Consider the following 17070-nt stretch of genomic DNA (forward strand, 5'->3'; position numbering starts at 1 on the left):
CGACACGGGAAGTCTGGCTTATCGACACGCACGCTCGGCCGGCGCGGTCGCCGCTATCGGCATGAAGGTGCCCGCCGACAATTCGTAAATCAGGAACAGGCAGCGCCGCGACACGCTGCCATCCGGCGCATTGGCATATTTCATCCCGGTATAGAGTTCGTAGTCTTTGCCTTTCTCGAAGGTAACCACCTGGGTATCGGCGGCGCATTGGAAATAGCGTTGGCCGTCGACACCGGCGGCCAACGCTTCGCGCTTGAGCACAAACGGCGTGCCGGCCGGCACCCGATACTCGGCGACGATCTCGGTGTAGGCGCCTTCGGCCATGCGGATCGCTCCCAAGTATTGATCCAGGGTCGGCAGCTTGCGGGGCGGCATGCTCAGTTGCGGCGGGGTCACGGGCGACTGTGGGTAGTTGATGCTGGGCTGGCCATCACTGCCGAAGCGTCCGGCCCTGGCCAGGCCTTGTTCATTGCCGACGCAGCCGGTGTACGCACCGCCCCGCACTTCGCCATTGGTGATCACGCGCAGCCTGGCGGTGTCGCTGCCGACGGGCGGGTCGACGTAAGGCACCCAAGGCTGGTGATTGCAGGCGGACAGCAACAACGTGCTGCACAGGGCGAGAAATTTCAGGTCCATTGATAGCGCTTCCATGTGATGAATGCAGGGGGATGACAGGTTGTCGGGCGCGACTTTACGCCAGGGTCAGATCGCCCGAAACCCGCACGAGCGCCTTGGGCAAAATAAAAACCGGGCGCTCACGTTATGCGCGAGCGGGGATTCGCCGCCCCAACCACAGCAGCTAGCTGGCGTCCTTGTTTTGATCCTGGCCCGGCACCAGGGTCAACCCCGGTTTTTCCACATCGCGGGAGACATGGGCTTTCACTTGCGAGACGTGCCCTTCTTCGTCGTTGTGGATCACCAGCACCCCCGGCCGGCGCAGTTGCTCCAGTTCGCCTTCGGCCAGGCTGAAACTGTCGCTGAGGTTTTTGTCGGTCAAGGCCCGGGCTTCGGCGCGACGCCGGGCGAACTGGCGGCCTCGGCGTTGCTGGTAGCGGGCCCAACTGATGAGGATCAAGGCGTTGAATACCGCGATCCACAGGTAGACCTGCAAGGTGTTGATCGCGGCAAAAATCGGCGCCTCGAAGCGTGGGCCGCCATGGGTGTCGAGCATCGAGCCGATCCCTCGCGCCAGCAACCAGATCAACCCGGCCCAGGCCACCAGGGTCAACAGCACATCAATGATCCACATCACCGGGCGTTGACGGGTTCTGACCAGTTTCATGCTCACACCTCCTCTTTAACAGGTTTGATGCCGCGATCCGGGCTGACCCAGCGCGCACGCTTCTGGTGCTGCTTGAACAGCACCCTGGGGAAGCTGACCAAGGTGGTGAACAGGCTCACCAGCCAGAACACCATCGGGTACCACACGGTCCAGAACAGGGTTTTCCACAGGTCTTTTTCGTAGCGTCGGTCGATCAGGATGCTCACCGCGAACTGCAGCAGGCAGACCATCGCCAGCACCAGCCCGGTGAACGCCGGCGGCATCAGCGACTCGACGGCAATCGCCTGGGGCAGCGGGATGAACTTGCCCACGCTCCAGAAGATCACCGAGAGCATGAAGGTGAACGCCCAGCCGGTGGACAAGCAGTATTCGAACAGCAGCGGCCACAGGTAGCGATGACGCCACTGCCAGATGCCACGGATGTTCTTGAACAGCACCTCGGCACCGCCCTGGGCCCAGCGCAGACGCTGCTTCCACAGGCCGCCGACGGTTTCCGGCATCAGGATCCAGCACAGTGCGCGGGGTTCGTAGAAGATGCTCCAGTGATCGAGCTGCAGCTTCCAACTGACGTCGATGTCCTCGGTGATCATGTCGGTGCTCCAGTAGTCGATGCGATCCAGCGCCTTTTTACGGAACGCCACTACCACACCGGACACCGTGAAGATCCGACCGATCACCCGCTGGGTGCGCTTGATCAAACCGATGATCGACGAGAACTCGCCCACCTGCACACGGCCGATCAAGGTCGAGCGCGTGCGGATGCGCGGGTTGCCGGTCACGGCGCCCAGGCGCGGGTTGTCGAGCATCGGCGCGACCAGGTAGGCCGCGGCGTTTTTGTCCAGCAACGCGTCGCCGTCGATGCACACCAGGTATTCGCTGCGCGACGCCACCGCGCCCATGCGCAAGGCCACCGCCTTGCCCTGGTTCTGCGCCAGGTGCAACACCCGCAGGCGCGGGTGCTGCAAGGCCAGGGCATCGAGTACCGCCGCCGTGTTGTCCTTGGAGCCGTCGTTGACGGCGATCACTTCGATATTCGGGTACACCTGGCCCAGCGCCGCCTCCAGGGTGTCGGCGACGTTTTCCTCTTCGTTGTAGCAAGGGATGATGATCGAGATCAGTGGGTTGCCGGCCAGGGTCGGCGCCGGGGTGTCGTCTTCCCAGGGCCAGTGGCGTTCCCAGTGCAGCCAGAAGTACAAGCCGCCGGCGATCCACAGCGCCGACATGAACAGCGGATAGAAAAACACGAAGTCCATCAGGAACTGCCCGGTGACCAGGAAGATCAGGCCCAGGGGCACGCCCAACACCAGTGCCAATACGAATAACGCCAGGATTCTGTCGAACATGGTCAAGGGTTCCATTGGTTGGAAAGAGCCGGACGCACGGTGTTCAGGTCCGGTGAGTTTTCCAGGAAGTTGTCCGGGTAATAACCAAAACTCGTGACCCCCTGGCGTTTGAGCACCCCCATCCATTGCGCCATCTGCGCACCGTCGATATCGGGCGCGGTCTTGGTGCGCCAGTCTTTGGCTTGCAGTTCAAAGACTGTGCGCTGCAGTGCCCCGGGGCGTGCCTTGACCGTCGCGACCAGTTTTTCCAACCAGGCATCGGACGTCTTCAGCTCCTGCCCTTCCATCAGCGGCATGGCCATGGGCGCGGTCCAGTCGTAGGTCTGGAGGAAATCGTCGAGGTTCTGTGCAAACCACGCTTCGCTGGCCGGGTTGAGCATCGGTTCGGCGAAGATATTCCGCGCGGTCTGCACCTGCGGCCCACCGATGGCGCGCACCTTGGCGGTCAGCTCCTGGGTGAAGTCGATCAGGTAGCGGCTCTTGAACCGCGTCCAGCGCTGCATCACCGCCGGGTCGGCGCGCAGGGCCGCGATGCTGGCGGGCAGGCCGTGGGCGGCATAGGCCTTGAGCGCGGCGGGGCTGGCGTCTTCAAAGTCCGACAGCAGCGCATCGTCGTGGTACAGCACGCCGTCGATGGCATTGTTGCGCGCCAGGTCTTCATAGATCTCGCCGATGATCTTGCGCACCTGCGGGTCGAACGGCGACAGGCGTTGGTATTGATCCGGGTCGAGGCCGACCTGGCCGGTTTGCGGGTCCCAGCGAGTCACGCGCGGCAGCTTGGGATCGAGGGCGAAACTCAGCACCGGCATCCACGCATACACGCTGGCATGGGCACGGGTATGCAGTTGCCAGGCGACGCGGTTGAACAGGTCGGCACGCACCGGCAGGTGGCGGTTGGGGAAGTACAGCTCATGCACCAAGCCGTCGCCCTTAGGGTCGGCGAAGGCTTGCAGGAACACGGTGCCCGCGCCCATGTCCACCACGCGCTGCACCAGTTGGTCGAGGTTGCGCGCCTGCTGGGCCGCGTCCGGGTCGTAGACGTTGTCCAGGTCCACATGCAGCACGCGCAGCGGCGCCTGGGTTTGCACCGCAACGATGCTGTTGGCGAAATGCTCGCCGTCCGGGTCGGAAGCCACCAGGAAGCGCGGGCTGTTCATCAGGCTTCCCGAGCTGTCGAGGCCGTCATCCAAGGTCAGGGCCATCTCATAGCCGTGCTCGCCGACGATCGCCAGCGAGGTGCCCTTGGCCGCGCCATAGGGCCACACCCACACCCGTGGTGCCTGGCCGGTGACGGTGCGGATCTTGTTGGAGATCGCCACCACATCCGCACGCATCCGCGCCTGGAACTGCGCCTCGCTTTCATAGCGACCGGTGGCCGGGTCAAAGCGCAGGGAGGTCGCCGCCGGTTCCAGGTTGCCCTGGGGGTTGGCCAGAATCCCCTTGTGACTGGCGTCGGTGTGGGCGGCGATTTCCACCAGGCCGGACTGCGACACTTCGCGAATCTGCTGCCAGGTGAGGAACTCGCCGCGCGGCCGTGGTGAACCGGCGAAGTCCACCGGCTGGTTCGCCGGCGTGTCGATCCAGGTGCCCACCGGCGCGAGCAAGGCCGGCCAGCGATAGGCACGCAGGATCGGCATCACGCGGGTGTAGAAGCTCGAATAGCCGTCATCGAAGCTGAGCAGGATGGCTTTGGACGGCAACGCGGGACCACCACGGCGCGCCGCGAGGATCTGGTCGACACTCACCGGCTGATAGCCGTTTTCGCGCAGCCAGGCCAACTGCTCGATCAACCGTTCGGTACGCACCGCCACCACCGCCTGATCGGGGTCGCGGTCCTCGACGTCGTGGTAGGCAATGCCCAGGAAGTGGTTTTTCGGCCACGGCGCTTCGTTGGCCGGGGTCGGCCGCTCGGCGGGTGGAGTGAACGGCGCGGGTTGCTGGGCGCAGGCACTGGCCAGCAATACACCCAGGACCAACAAGCAACGGCTGAGGACGGTCATGGTCAGGCTCTTCTAGAAACGGTAAGTGAGGTCGACGAGCAGGCGCAGATCGCGTTCGCGATCACCGTCGTAGGGTCGGCTGATCAGGCTGAGGTTGGCGCCCACTTCCAGGACATCGTTCCAGCGCAAGCGTTGGCCATAACCGATCAGACCGACGCCACCGGTGGAGTAATCCCGCTGGCTGTAGGTACCCGCACCGACTTGGAACTGCTGACTCCACTGGGTCTCGTAGCGGTGATAGAGCACATGGTTGATGTTGACGGTGGGCAACACGCTGAAGTCGGACCTGGGGTTGAAGTACACCGTGTCCTCCTTGCTGTTGCGGCTGGCGCCGACTTCCAGGCCCAGGTCGACTTGCACATGGGGCGAGCTGTAGACGCCTTCGCGGCCGGTGAGCAAGGCTTCGACCCGGTCGTTGCCATCGCTGAAATGAGACGGGCTCAGGGACAGTTTCCACTCGCGGCTTTCGTTGGCGCGCCAGCGGATAAAGCCGCTGCCGCCGTTGGCAGTGATGTCGGCGTTCAATGCCCGCAGCGGCGTGGTGGTCAGCAGGTAGCCAAGGCTGGCGCCGTATTGCCAGTTGTCGTTGATGTCGCGGGTCATCGACACCGCCGCGCCCTGCTTGCTGCCGAAGCCATAGGAATGGTTGGACACCTCGGCTTCCAGGGTCATGTCACGGGTGCGCCGCTCCACGCCCACGCGCTGCCAGCGGTGTTGGCCGGTGCCTTCGGTGAAGTCGGCGGTGGCGTATCCGGCGCCGGCGAATACGCGCCAGTCTTCGTCGATAGGCGGGCTGTAGAGCACGCTTTCGATGCCCCAGTCACGGCTGCCGCTCACCGCACCGGCATCCTGGTTATTGCCGCCGCCATAGCTTTTACCGGTGTAGGCCTCGACGCGCAGTTCGGCCATGTCGTGCACATCGCGCAGGCGGCTGAGGCGCTGCACCTGGCGGTTGTCGGGGTTACGCGCCAGGACGTCATCGGTCAGCGTATCCATTTGCCGCCACTCCTGCAGGTCCATGGCGGTGTAGGCCTGGCTCACCTCCAGACCGATATCGCGCGGGGCCTGGGTTTCGGTTTCCTTGAGGGTGCCTTCGGCGCGGCGCGGCCATTCACGGGCGCGGTACATGTCGGCCTGGGCCACGCGCAGGCCAACGTTGCCCGGCGCCCTGGCCACCAGGGCTTCAAGGCCGGCTTCGCTGCCCGGCAGATCGCCGCCGTAGGTGCCGGCCTGGGCCGCGAGTTGTTGTGCGTCCATCCAGCTGTCGTTGGGGTTGCCGATCGGCAGGCCCTTGAGTTCGACGCGCGGTTTTTCCTGGTTGGCCAGGTTGCTGGCAACGTCGCGGGCTTCCATTACCTTGTCGCTTTCGAGCAAGGCATAGAACAGCGCGGTGCTGTCTTCGACACGATCGGCCGGGTCGGCGTCCGCTGCGGTCAGCGCCTGGCGATACAGCGGCTCGGCCTTTTCCGGCTCGCGCTGGTCGAGGTAGGCGGCGGCCACCCAGCGCACAGCGTAGGTCGGCAATTGCACGCCTTCGCCTTTGAGGGTTTCGTACTCACGGATCACGTCCGCCATGCGCGCCCGCGCCTTGAGGGCGCCCAGGCGGTCGATGCGCCAGGTCACCACGTCGTCGTGGGCGCTGGGCTCCGGGGTCCAGCGGGCGAGCAGGCGGTCGTAATCCTGCAGCGCGCGGTCGGCGATGACATAGCGTTCCTGTTCGGTGCGCGTGGCGAACTCGGCCATGCGCACACGCTCGGCGGCGAGGTCGCCTTCCAGGCGGCGCTGGGTGACTGCGTCCAACAGGCCGGGGCGCTGGGCCGACAGACGCAACGCCGGCTCCGGCAGACGGGCTTTTTGCAGGGCGACGATGTATTCGCGGGCCACATCAGGTTTGTCGCCGGCGCGGATAAACGCCTGGTCGAATTCGTGCAGCGCGTCGTAGTTCAAGCCCGCACGGGTCAGCGCGTAGCCCAGGGCCATGCGCCGGTTGGGATCGTCAGGCTTGGCGGCCACCAACGCGCGGGTGCGTTGCACGGCCTCGCTGGCCTGGCCGCCATCGGCCTGGGTGAGGGACAGGCCCAATTGCAAGTCGACATTGTTCGGCTCGCGCAACAGCGCCTGACGATAGACCGCCTCGGCCTGCGCCCACTGCTTCTGGTTGCGATAGGTGCGCGCGACGGTGGCCAGCGCCTGGGTGCTCAGGTTGCGATGTTTACCCTGGGCCTCGTACACCTGCAGCACTTCGGCGTCCTGCCCGGCCCACCCGGCGATGACCAGATGATCGCTGACCTGGCCCGGGGTCTGGCGTTCGCTGGAGAGCTGACGAAGTTGCATGAGCGCGGGGGTGAAGTTGCCATTGCGCGCCTGGATGATCAGGGCGTCGTAGGCCGGATCGGCCTTGGCAAACGCGGGTACCAGCAGTTGACTGCACAAGGCGATCCCGATGAGCAGTCGCAACCGACCTGAAGCACTGAGGGGGAGGTTTCGCAACATATCGTGAGCTTCCTTACACACGGAAAGCTTTAACGATAGGTGGTCCTGAGCGATTTACCTCAGGGTGCCGACGTCTGATGACCCGGCCAGGCTTTCCTGGGATCACTATCGGCGAGGTCTGAATCAAAAAGCACAAACCGGAACATTTGTTCAGATTTGCCCCGTGATTCTGAAATACAAATGGGGGCCGGACTTACCTGCGATAACGGCGCTCGGGCGACTTATGCGTCGACCCTTTGACCCTTATCGCGGGTAACCCCGCGCCCCCCATGCTTTTTTGACCGATGTGAAGATGTTTACTGCGCGCCGCTCACCGAACCGACTTTGGCGATCACAAAACCAATGAACTGCTCGACGGTCATCTTCTGGCCGTTGAAGGTCACTTCATTGTTGGCGTAATGCAGCTTGGACACCACGTCACTGCCCACCAGGGTCGCCAGTTGCGTGCCAACGGCCATGCCGCTGACCATCTCGCTGGCCATCTGGGATTGCTGCTCGATGGCTTGCGGGTCGGTCACGCCACTCACCTGCGCTTGCAGGGCGGCAACGTCGGCGATCATCGGCTTGGACAGGGTCAGGTTGGCGTCCAACAGCGCGACCATCTGCTTGCCCAGTTCAACCGGCGGCAGCTCCATGGACGCCGGCTTGGCCAAGTCCACCACGAGGCTGAATTTGCTTTCGCCGTGGGTGGTTTTCAGCGACAGGTTTTCCAGCGCCAGATGGGGCTTGGCCGCCAGCAACTGGTTGACGTTGGCTTCGGCCAGGGCCTGCTCGGCTTCGGTCAGTTGCAACTCCGGCACCGGTTCGCCGGCGGCGGCAGCGGCTTGCACCGGCTGCATCTTGTCCTGGTACAGCTTGGTCAGCAGCAGGCTCGACGGTACGTCGATGTTCTTCAAGCTCACGGCCATGGCGGCGGAGCCGACCGGTTTGCCCTGGTAGCCGATCTCGTCGATCTTGTAGTCGACGCGACCGTCCATGTTGTTTTCTTTGATTTCGCTGCTGTCTTTCTGCTCGAAGCCCTTGAGGGTCAGCACGGCCTTCTGCGGGCCGAAGGTCAGCTTGGTGTCGGTCAGCTCAATCGTGTTCTGGCCGGTGTAGAAACCGAAGGTGGATTTCTCGACATTGCTGGCCACGGTCAAGCCGGCGAACTCAACGTCGAACGGCGCGCCATTGGCGTCGATCACCGCGACTTTAAGGCTGTTCATGTAGCCATCCGCCTTGACCTTCTTGCCCTCGGCGGTGCTGTCCACGTCCAGGTTGGCGCCGGAGAAGCTCACCGAGGACGTGTCGTCCTTGAACTCCAGGGGCAGCAGTTCGAGATTGCCGTTGACCGAGCGGTTGTAGCCGATATTGACGACACCTTTGAGCGGCGACACGTCCTTGGCGGCGGCGAACCATTTTTCGCTGGTGGCGTTCTTTTCCAGCGCGTAGTGACTGGTGGCCATGACCGGCAGCCATTTCAGCGACACCAGGCGCGAGAACGGCAGCGGGCCGTGTTCGATATGGTCGACGAACAGAAGTTCGGGATTGGGATTCTGCTCACCAAAGAACGAACCCTGCGCCTTGAGGCGATAGTGTGCGGTACTGCTGAACAAACCACGCTCCAGGGACACCAGCTCCAGGGCAAGGCTGCCGTCGACGCCGGCCATGGAGCGCTGCAGTTCCTTGTTGGCATCCTGAACCGCCGTTTGCAGCACGGGCTCCAGTTGCTTACCGGTGTACCAGGCACCGCCTGCACTGACGACGCCGACGGCGACAACGAAACCCAAGAGAACAACGGCTGGCTTATTCATGAAGTGACCTGATCAAATCCTGTGAGAAGTGGGCTGTCTTCCTTGACCCCCGAGAGGGGGGTTGAAAACGGGGGGAAGATTAGCACTGGCGGCCGCGAACGGCCCAGCTTTTCAGAGGGTTCAGGTCGGCCGTTGGTTCACGAGTATTCCAATTCGATTTCGTCGAGTTGGTGATCGAAACTCTTCAGGCGCGCAGTCCAGGTGTACACCAGCACCTCGAATTCACGGTGGATCACCGCATTTCCGGGGGTGTCGACCTTGGGATCGCAGAAGTCCAGTTGGTAGCGCTCACGGGCCATCTGCGTGGCGACGTCGGACAATTCCCGCGCGTTATTCAGCCAGTGCCTACCTTCGGCGACCTGTCGATCCAGCACCACGCATTGTTTTTTCAGGACTTCGAGACTCTTTTCCAGGGGCGTGCCGGTGAGGTCGCCCATGACTTCCTGGAAGGTGCGCCCGGGCTGCCAATAGCTGCCCCAGAAATAGCGGTCGAAGACCGTCTCGACCCGGCGCAGGGCGACCTTGGTGTCCCAGATCGCCACGCGGGTCTTGCCTTGTTCGAGGAGCTTTTTCTTCACCCGCAGGTTTTGGTAGGACGCCCAGGCGACCACGCCAATCGACAAGGTACCGATCACCAGGCACGCGCTGTCGAGGAAGACCATGGCCTTGTCGATTTGATGGGCGAGCATGACGCCGTAGAAGTAAGTCGCCGATAACAGCACCAGTGCGAAGAACACGCACCAGAAAGCGGGAGCATAAGGGTTTTTCATTATTGGAATCCCCATGAGCAAACGCGAGCAGTGTCAAGCGAACCGCCGGCCGGACAAAAAGCCGCGCGACTCGCCTGTCAAAGCATAGCTAGTCGCTCAGGGTTTGCCGGCCTGCGAGGCTTGCGTTCGTCCGCTTTCCCAACCGCCGCCCAGGGCCAGAAACAGATCGATCTGGCTCATGGCAACCTGGCTGTTGGCCGCCGCCAGTTGTGCGCGCACATCGGTGTAGGTGCGGGTGGCTTGCAGGTCGGCCAGGAACGACGCGCGGCCGGCCTGGAAGAAACGGTGGGTCTGGTCGGCGGCTTCCCGCGCGGAGTCGTCGGCTTCGGCCAGGGCGTCGCGGCGTTGCAACTGTGCGGTGTATTGCGCAAGGCCCGTCTGGGTTTCGCGGATGGCGTTGAGCACCACGCCGTCGAAGTGCGCCAGGGCGCCCTGGGTCGCGGCTTCGGCCTCGTGGATACGCGCACGCGCGCCGTTGGTCGGCACCGACCAACTGATCAGCGGCCCAAAGCCCCAGCGGTTGGTGGCCGGCTGACCGAGGTTTTCCAGAATACCCACGGTACTGATGGAGGCACCGATGCTGATGTCCGGGTACAGCGCGCCGGTCGCCACGCCGATACGGGCGGTGGCGGCCGCCAATTGGCGTTCGGCCTGGCGCACATCGGGGCGACGCTTGAGCAACGCCGCGCCGTCGCCCACCGGCAGCAACTGGGCGATGTGCGGCAGCTCGGCGCACGTCCCGGTGCCCGCCGGCAACTGCTCCACCGGTTTGGCCAGCAGCATCGACAGACGGAACAACCCGGCCTGGCGCGCGGCTTCGTAGCGCGGTATGTCGGCGCGCAAGGATTTGTATTGGGTTTGCGAGCGGGTCACCTGGGTTTCATCACCGCGCCCGGCGTCGCGCAGGCGCTGGGTGAGCCGGGTGCTCTGGGCTTGCAGGTCCAGGGATTCGTTGGCAATCGCCAGCTCTTCGTTGGCCGCGCACACCTGGGTGTAAGACCGCACCACATCGGCCACCAGGGTGATGCGGGCGATGTCGGCGGCGGCTTGGGCGGCATCGGCGCTGGCCTGGGCGCTTTCGATGCCGCGCTGCAAGGTGCCGAACAGGTCGAACTGGTAGGAGGTGCTGATGCCGACGCTGCCGATATTCGCCACCGGGACTTTATCCGCCAGCAAAAACGCTTCGCCCGATTCCTGCAGGCGCTGGGCCTCGGCCTTGGCGCCGGCGCTCCAGCCGCCGGCGGATTCGGCTTGCTGCACCTGATAGCGCGAGCGCTGCAGGTTGGCCGCCGCCACGCGCAGGTCGGTGTTGGAGGCCATGGCCTGGCGCACCAGTTCATCCAGGCGCGGGTCCTGGTACAGCTTCCACCAGTCAGCAGGCACCGGCGCCGACACCACGTTGCTGCCTTCGCCCGCCAGTGGCCCTTGCAGGTCGCCACGGTTGAGCGCGGCCTTGTCCGGCAATTGATAATCCGGACCCACCACTTGGCAGGCCGACAGCAGCAAACCCAACGCGGCAGTGGCCACAAGCTGTTTCATGGCTGGGCTCCGTCCTTGGGCTTGTCGCCAATGATCGACACCGTCGCCGTGCGCCCGGCGATCATGCGAAAGTCCGCCGGCACGTCGTCGAAGGCAATGCGCACCGGAATCCGCTGGGCCAGGCGCACCCAACTGAACGCCGGGTTGACGTTGGGCAACAGATTGGCGCCGCTGCTGCGGTCACGGTCTTCGATACCGGCGACGATGCTCTGCACATGGCCGTGCAGGCGTGCGCCGTCGCCGATCACGCGGATATCGACGCCCATGCCGACGTGGATGCCGTCGAGCTTGGTCTCCTCGAAGTAGCCGTCGATATGGAAAGAGTTGCTGTCCACCACTGACAGCACCGGGTGCCCGGCGGTGACGAATTCCTGGGCGCGTGGTGCACGGTCGTTAACGTAGCCGTCCACAGGGCTGCGGATCACCGAGCGGTCGAGGTTGAGTTGGGCCGAGTCCACCGTCACTTGCGCTTCGGCCAGGGCCGACTGGGCGCGGGCGACGCGGGACTGGCTTTCTTCCAGTTGTTCGATCGGCACCAGGTTGCCCAGGCCACGGTTACGCTTGTACTCGCGCTGGGCCTGGGCCAGGGTTTCCTGGCGATCGGCCACGGCGGCCTGGGCCTGGCGCAGAGCCAGCTTGAAGCGGTCCTGGTCGACGGCGAACAGCACCTGGCCTTTGCTCACCAGTTGGTTGTCGCGCACGTCGACGCGCTGGATCAACCCGGACACGTCCGGGGCGATCTGCACGATGTCGGCCCGAATGTGGCCGTCACGGGTCCAGGGCGCGAACATGTAGTACATGACCATGCGCCACACCACGACGACCGCGAACGTCACGATCAACAACGTGAGGACTACACGGCCGATGGTCAAAAAAGGTTTTTTCATGTCATCAGGTATCGACTGAGTGAGTCCACCGCGCCCAGCAACAGCGCGTAGAGCCCCACATTGAATAATGCCCGGTGCCAGACCAGGCGATAGAAGTGGACGCGGTTCAACAACCCGTGCACCACCAGAAACAACACGTACGCAATGCCCATCAGCACCAGCAGCGTGGGCAGGAAGACCCCGCTGATATCCAGATCACCGATCATAAAGGCGCTCCATCAGGCAGCGGCGCTTCCACATCGGCGCCGCCAATGAATTCCACGCCGGGCAACAACGCCAGGCGCAGGCCCGCCAGCGCATGCAGCAGGTGCAGGCGGGTGTCGTCTCGCAGGCCCTGGTCGCTGAGGGCGCGGCGCGTGCGATCGAGGGTCATCAACAGACCACCCGGCGCCGGCAAGCGTTCACCCGCCTTGAGACACGCCTTGTAGTAACCGCCCACGCCTTCGACCGCCTGGTCGAGCAGTACCCGTGGCACGCCGAGGATGCGCGGCGAGTAGGCCAGCAGGTCGAGCAGGTTCAGCGCCACACTCAGATCGCGCAGGGCGACACCGGTGTCCTGGCCGATGATGGCCAGGCGCGGCAGGTGCTGCATCAGGCGGTCGAGCATCTGCGCAGCCAGGTGCCGGTGCTCGGCCAGGGTCGCCGGTTCAGTCAGGCTGACAATGTCGTTCCAACTGAAACGGGTCATGCGCTTGGCGGCCAGTTCGGCCCCGAAGGGCCGCGCGATCAGCGTCCACACAAACGCGAACAACAGGCCCACCGGCCCGGCCAGGTTGACGTTGGTGAAGTTGAGAAAGTCGGCGTCATAGGCGCCCTGGATGCTGATGAACGACGAGGTGTTCACCAGCGTCAGCAGCATGCCCAGGTAGAAACGCGGCTGCACCGTCAGCGTGCCGATGCAGATAAACGGCACGGCGAACCCCAGCACCAGCATGGGGAAGTCGTGCAGGTTGGGCAGCACCAGGAACAGATACAGGCTGGCGAACAGCACCGACATGGCGGTCCAGAAAAAGAACCGGTAGATCTGCGGCGCCGGGTCGTCCATCGAGGCGAAGAAGCTGCAGGCGACGGCGGCCAGGATCACCGCGCTGCCGCCGTCGGTCCAGCCCAGCAGAATCCACAGCACCGAGGCGACGATGATGGCGGTGACGGTGGAAAACGCCGAGTAGAACATCAGCCCGCGGTCGAGGAACGGTGTGAGCCGGCCCAGGCGCCAGTGGCGATAGACGGCGCGCCAGGTGTCTTCGCTTTCGCACTGGATGGCGGCTTGCAGGCTTCGGCAGTCTTGCCACAGGTCGATCCACTCGCCGAGGCGATACAGGGCGTTGGAAAACAGCAGCGTGTGGCGATCGTCCAGCGCCTCGCCCTCGGGTTGCTGGGCGTCGAGTCGATCGCGCAGGGCGCGCCAGCGTTCCAGCGGTGCGGCTTTGGTGGTGCTTTGCAGCCATTCGTTGGCCGCCTCGAGCAGCGGCTTGAGTTGATCGAGAAACTGCGGCGCCCGGTGTTCGATGGCGGACAACGCATCGTCCAGGGCATCCACCACCGGCAGCAGGTGGATCATGCGCCCACGCAATTCCTTGGTATTGCGCACCGTCTGCGACCGCGCACCTTCGTGGGGCAGTTGGCCGATCATCAATTCGAGGGTGTTGAAGGTGGCAACCATGCCACCGCGCAGGGCACTGACTTCGCCCGGCTGCACCGTGCGGCTGAGAAACCGCTGGCTGTAGACCTGGGCATCGGAAAACCACTTGGCCACCGACCCGTCGAACACCGGCATCAGGCGCCGAGGCCAGAACATCGCGCCCACCACCGCCGCGACCGCGATGCCGAGGAAGATTTCTTCGGTCCGCGCCTCGGCCACATCCCATACCGTCAGGGGGTTATCCACCACCGGCAGGGCGATCAGCGGCAAGGTGTAGCCGGCCAGCATCAGCGCGTAATTGTTCGCGGTGCGCAGGTGCATGGACAAGAACAGCAAGGTGCCCGTCCACAGGGCAATCACCACCACCAGCAGGTACGGCGACTGCACGAACATCGGCACGAAAATCACCGCCGCCGCCGCGCCCATGAAGGTGCCGATGGCGCGGTACAAGGCTTTGGAACTGGTGGGGCCGACAAACGGGCTGGAGACGATGTACACCGTGGCCATCGCCCAATACGGACGCGGCATTTGCATGAGCATGGCGATGTACAGCGCGATCATCGACGCGGCAAACGTCCGTACGCCGTAGAACCAGTCCTTCGCCGGCGGCATGCCGGTAAAAAATCCGTTCAAGGGGCCACGACCGTTGGGTGTTGATAGGCGGCTTCAAAGGCGCGTAGCACGCGCAGCGCAGCCTCCAAGTCCGCCGGTGCGATATCGGCCAACACGTCACGGCGCAGGCGCACCAGTTGCACTTCCACCGCCTGCACCAACTCGCGGCCGCGCGCGGTGAGGCTCAAGGCCTTGGCGCGGCGGTCGTGGACGTCTTCGGTGCGACACACGTAGCCGTCATGACACAGTCGGTCGAGCAGGCGCACCAGCGATGGGCTTTCCATCCCCGAAGCCTGGGCCACCTTGACCTGATGCACGCCGTCGCCCAAGCGGCCGATCATCAACAACGGCACGGCGCAGGCTTCGGAAATACCGTAGCTCACCAGCGTGCTCTGGCAGATTTTGCGCCAGTTACGGGCGCCCACCACCATGCTGCTGCTGAGGTTCATCTGGAGTTGTTCGAGGGATCGAGGCACTGAAATAGTTCGCATACAGTTAGTTTGCTAACTATCAATATGCTCGATGGCACCAAGGCCGTCAAGTTTTGAAACACATTTGCGGATGGGTGGGTGCCGCGCCACTTGGTTGCGGCGCGTCGGCAAAATCCGACGCGCTCAAGACGCCGAGAGCGCGAATGAGGCTCGGATTTTTTCACCTGTCATCGGATTGTTATACCCCTCGCCCGCCGCGCAACATCAGGTTCAACCCATCCACCACCTCCGCCCAATCCGCATCCTCCAGAATCTCATCGCGCAAGAACGCTCTCTGGCTGTCCGTCCAGAACGACGCATCCGCCAGTTTCAATTCCGGTTTGAGCGGTGAATGGGCGACCACAAATTGCTCGATGCTGACCGCGTCGTTCGGCAAACCCAGTTGTTTGAACAATGACGGCAAGCTGTGCACTGGCGATTCCATGGTGAGCTCCTGATAGAACAACGTTACCTGAGTCTAGCGGCAACCTTCGGGTAGCGGCTGCGGCATGTTGCACACCCCAAACAAGCGCGCCCTCGCGCCGCCGCCGTCCTGGCGACCAAGCTCGCGCCAGCCCTCGGGCAGTGGGGCAAAATCGTCGGGCATGTCGGTGCTGCTGATCAGCCACACACGGCGGGTGTCGGCGGGCAATGCCGACAGACGGTCGAGGTAGATGCGCCCGCCGTCCTGGTCCACCAGGGTGCCGAAGCCGTAGGCGTTCGGCCGCGTGGGTGTGCCGTCGGGTTTGGGCGGGGTGTAGAGCTGCAGTTGGGCGTCGGTCTGGTCGTAATACACGTAGCTGAGGTACCACATCATGTCGCTGAGGACGATGCGATCGCCTTCGTGGTAATTGCGATTGACGAACTCCACCGGCCTGTTGAATTGGTCCTGTTCATCCACGGTGAAATTGTTATTCAACCCCACCAGTTCGGCCCCCACGAACAGCACCAACAACGCCGCCCCCAGCAATGCCAGGCGCCTTGGCAAGCGGTCGATGGCCACGGCCACGAGGATCGGCAGGCCCAGGGCGTAAACGGTGAGATAGCGCTCGATAAACACCGGGGAGAAAAACGACACCCCATACACCAGCATCAGCGGCAGCAGAAAAAACAGCGCCAGTAGGCCGGCCGGCCGATAGCGCCCGCGATCGCGCCAGGCGGTGACGCCTACCACGGCGATCAGCAGCAGCGGGAACGCCCAGAACAACGGCGGCCAGAAGCCGACGCCTTCGTCCTGCTGCACGAACTGCCAGATCATCGACGGCAGGGAAAACACATCGACCGGCGCTTCCCAGCCAATGTCACCGCCCACCTTGAGTTGTTCGACATGCCGCACCAGGTCCAGCAGGTTCGGCAGCCAGGGCAGGTACGCCAGCACAATCATGGCGTTGGCCGCCCACCAGGCCGGGCGCGTGATCAGCCGCGGGCCCGGTGAGCGCGTGGTACTCAACAGCCCCAGGTAGGCCCAGTGCACCAGCACGCACAGCGCCGTGAAGTAATGGGTATAGAACCCGGCGCTCATCAACAGTACATAAGCCACCAGATAACGCGTGCGCGCGGGATGACGTACCCAGTACACCAGCGCCAGCGTAGCGCCCAGCACCCACACGCCCAGCAGCGAATACATGCGCACTTCCTGGCTGTAGCGCACCGCCGTCGGCAGCAGCGCCAGCAGGATACCGGCCAGCACGGCGGCGCGACGGGTGGACAGTTGCCGCGTCAGCCAGATGCCCAGGCCGACGGCCACGACGCCGGGGAGGGCACTCATGCCGCGAATCGACCAGATGCCGTCGCCGAACAGCCCGATCCAACCGCGCAGCAGGAAGAAATACAGCGGCGGGTGCACATCATGGGCGGCGTGAAACCACAGATCGCTCGCCGCGTACTCGCTGAGCAGCAGGCTGGAGCCTTCGTCGCCCCAGATCGCCGCCGACGCCAGCTTGTAAAACCGCACTGCGAGGGCCAATGCCAGGATCGGCACCCACCACAGTCGGCTGATCCAGGCGGCGTCCTCCCACCCGAGGCGCTGAAATACAGGCAACGCTGACACCTTTTCGTCTTGCTCCACCACCGACCGACGCACCTCGATTCCCCTGCTGCTCTGATTGCCTAAGCACAAACACCGCCACTCTAGGACAAAAGCCTCTGGCTCGCTGCTTGAATCGGACAAATCGGCATTTTGTGTAGGCCTCTACCGAAGCCGCCGTCGGATCAAGCTATTATTGCCCCCCTCCAAGGA

Annotated in this window: 14 protein-coding genes; all 14 read right to left on the reverse strand. The window is 63.8% G+C overall.

The genetic code is table 11. The features are described 5' to 3' along the window. Positions 1-18: 18 nt before the first annotated feature. Positions 19-636, reverse strand: a complete 618-nt coding sequence (locus ACLH0J_RS02965) for an amidase (protein WP_411390824.1) — start codon at positions 634-636, stop codon at positions 19-21. A gap of 163 nt (positions 637-799) precedes the next feature. Continuing rightward, positions 800-1282, reverse strand: coding sequence for a poly-beta-1,6-N-acetyl-D-glucosamine biosynthesis protein PgaD (gene pgaD, locus ACLH0J_RS02970; protein ID WP_411390825.1), 483 nt, complete (start codon positions 1280-1282; stop codon positions 800-802). A gap of 2 nt (positions 1283-1284) precedes the next feature. Further along, the gene (pgaC, locus tag ACLH0J_RS02975; RefSeq protein WP_411390826.1) at positions 1285-2625 is read right to left on the reverse strand and encodes a poly-beta-1,6-N-acetyl-D-glucosamine synthase; all 1341 of its coding nucleotides are present in this window, start codon (positions 2623-2625) and stop codon (positions 1285-1287) included. Between the two features lie 2 nt (positions 2626-2627). After that, positions 2628-4625 (reverse strand): poly-beta-1,6-N-acetyl-D-glucosamine N-deacetylase PgaB, encoded by a 1998-nt coding sequence (gene pgaB / locus ACLH0J_RS02980; RefSeq protein WP_411390827.1) that lies wholly within the window; start codon positions 4623-4625, stop codon positions 2628-2630. A gap of 12 nt (positions 4626-4637) precedes the next feature. Further along, positions 4638-7118, reverse strand: a complete 2481-nt coding sequence (gene pgaA, locus ACLH0J_RS02985) for a poly-beta-1,6 N-acetyl-D-glucosamine export porin PgaA (protein ID WP_411390380.1) — start codon at positions 7116-7118, stop codon at positions 4638-4640. A 296-nt stretch (positions 7119-7414) separates the two neighbouring features. Next, entirely contained in the window at positions 7415-8911 is a 1497-nt protein-coding gene (locus tag ACLH0J_RS02990; protein WP_411390381.1) for a YdgA family protein, read from the reverse strand. A 137-nt stretch (positions 8912-9048) separates the two neighbouring features. Continuing rightward, a complete protein-coding gene (locus ACLH0J_RS02995; RefSeq protein ID WP_411390382.1) occupies positions 9049-9681 on the reverse strand; it encodes an NADH:ubiquinone oxidoreductase subunit N in 633 nt (210 codons plus the stop codon). Positions 9682-9777: 96 nt separating this feature from the next. After that, on the reverse strand, positions 9778-11220 hold the full coding sequence (locus ACLH0J_RS03000; protein WP_411390383.1) for an efflux transporter outer membrane subunit: 1443 nt from the start codon (positions 11218-11220) through the stop codon (positions 9778-9780). Further along, on the reverse strand, positions 11217-12107 hold the full coding sequence (locus tag ACLH0J_RS03005; protein WP_411390384.1) for an efflux RND transporter periplasmic adaptor subunit: 891 nt from the start codon (positions 12105-12107) through the stop codon (positions 11217-11219). The genes ACLH0J_RS03000 and ACLH0J_RS03005 overlap by 4 nt, the downstream gene beginning before the upstream one ends. Then, positions 12104-12313 carry a DUF1656 domain-containing protein gene (locus tag ACLH0J_RS03010; RefSeq protein ID WP_010565350.1) on the reverse strand — a complete coding sequence of 70 codons (210 nt, stop codon included), beginning with the start codon at positions 12311-12313 and terminating at the stop codon, positions 12104-12106. Before ACLH0J_RS03010 ends, ACLH0J_RS03005 begins: the two co-directional genes overlap by 4 nt. Beyond that, positions 12310-14382: an FUSC family protein gene (locus tag ACLH0J_RS03015; protein ID WP_411390385.1), complete on the reverse strand. Its 2073-nt coding sequence runs from the start codon at positions 14380-14382 to the stop codon at positions 12310-12312. The genes ACLH0J_RS03010 and ACLH0J_RS03015 overlap by 4 nt, the downstream gene beginning before the upstream one ends. Beyond that, positions 14379-14810, reverse strand: a complete 432-nt coding sequence (locus ACLH0J_RS03020) for a MarR family winged helix-turn-helix transcriptional regulator (protein ID WP_411390386.1) — start codon at positions 14808-14810, stop codon at positions 14379-14381. The genes ACLH0J_RS03015 and ACLH0J_RS03020 overlap by 4 nt, the downstream gene beginning before the upstream one ends. 220 nt (positions 14811-15030) lie before the next feature. Further along, entirely contained in the window at positions 15031-15276 is a 246-nt protein-coding gene (locus ACLH0J_RS03025; protein WP_411390387.1) for a DUF2789 domain-containing protein, read from the reverse strand. A gap of 33 nt (positions 15277-15309) precedes the next feature. Continuing rightward, the gene (locus ACLH0J_RS03030) at positions 15310-16914 is read right to left on the reverse strand and encodes a glycosyltransferase family 39 protein (protein WP_411390388.1); all 1605 of its coding nucleotides are present in this window, start codon (positions 16912-16914) and stop codon (positions 15310-15312) included. Positions 16915-17070: the final 156 nt, after the last annotated feature.

This window comes from Pseudomonas sp. MPB23 (assembly GCF_046605395.1).
Taxonomy (GTDB): domain Bacteria; phylum Pseudomonadota; class Gammaproteobacteria; order Pseudomonadales; family Pseudomonadaceae; genus Aquipseudomonas.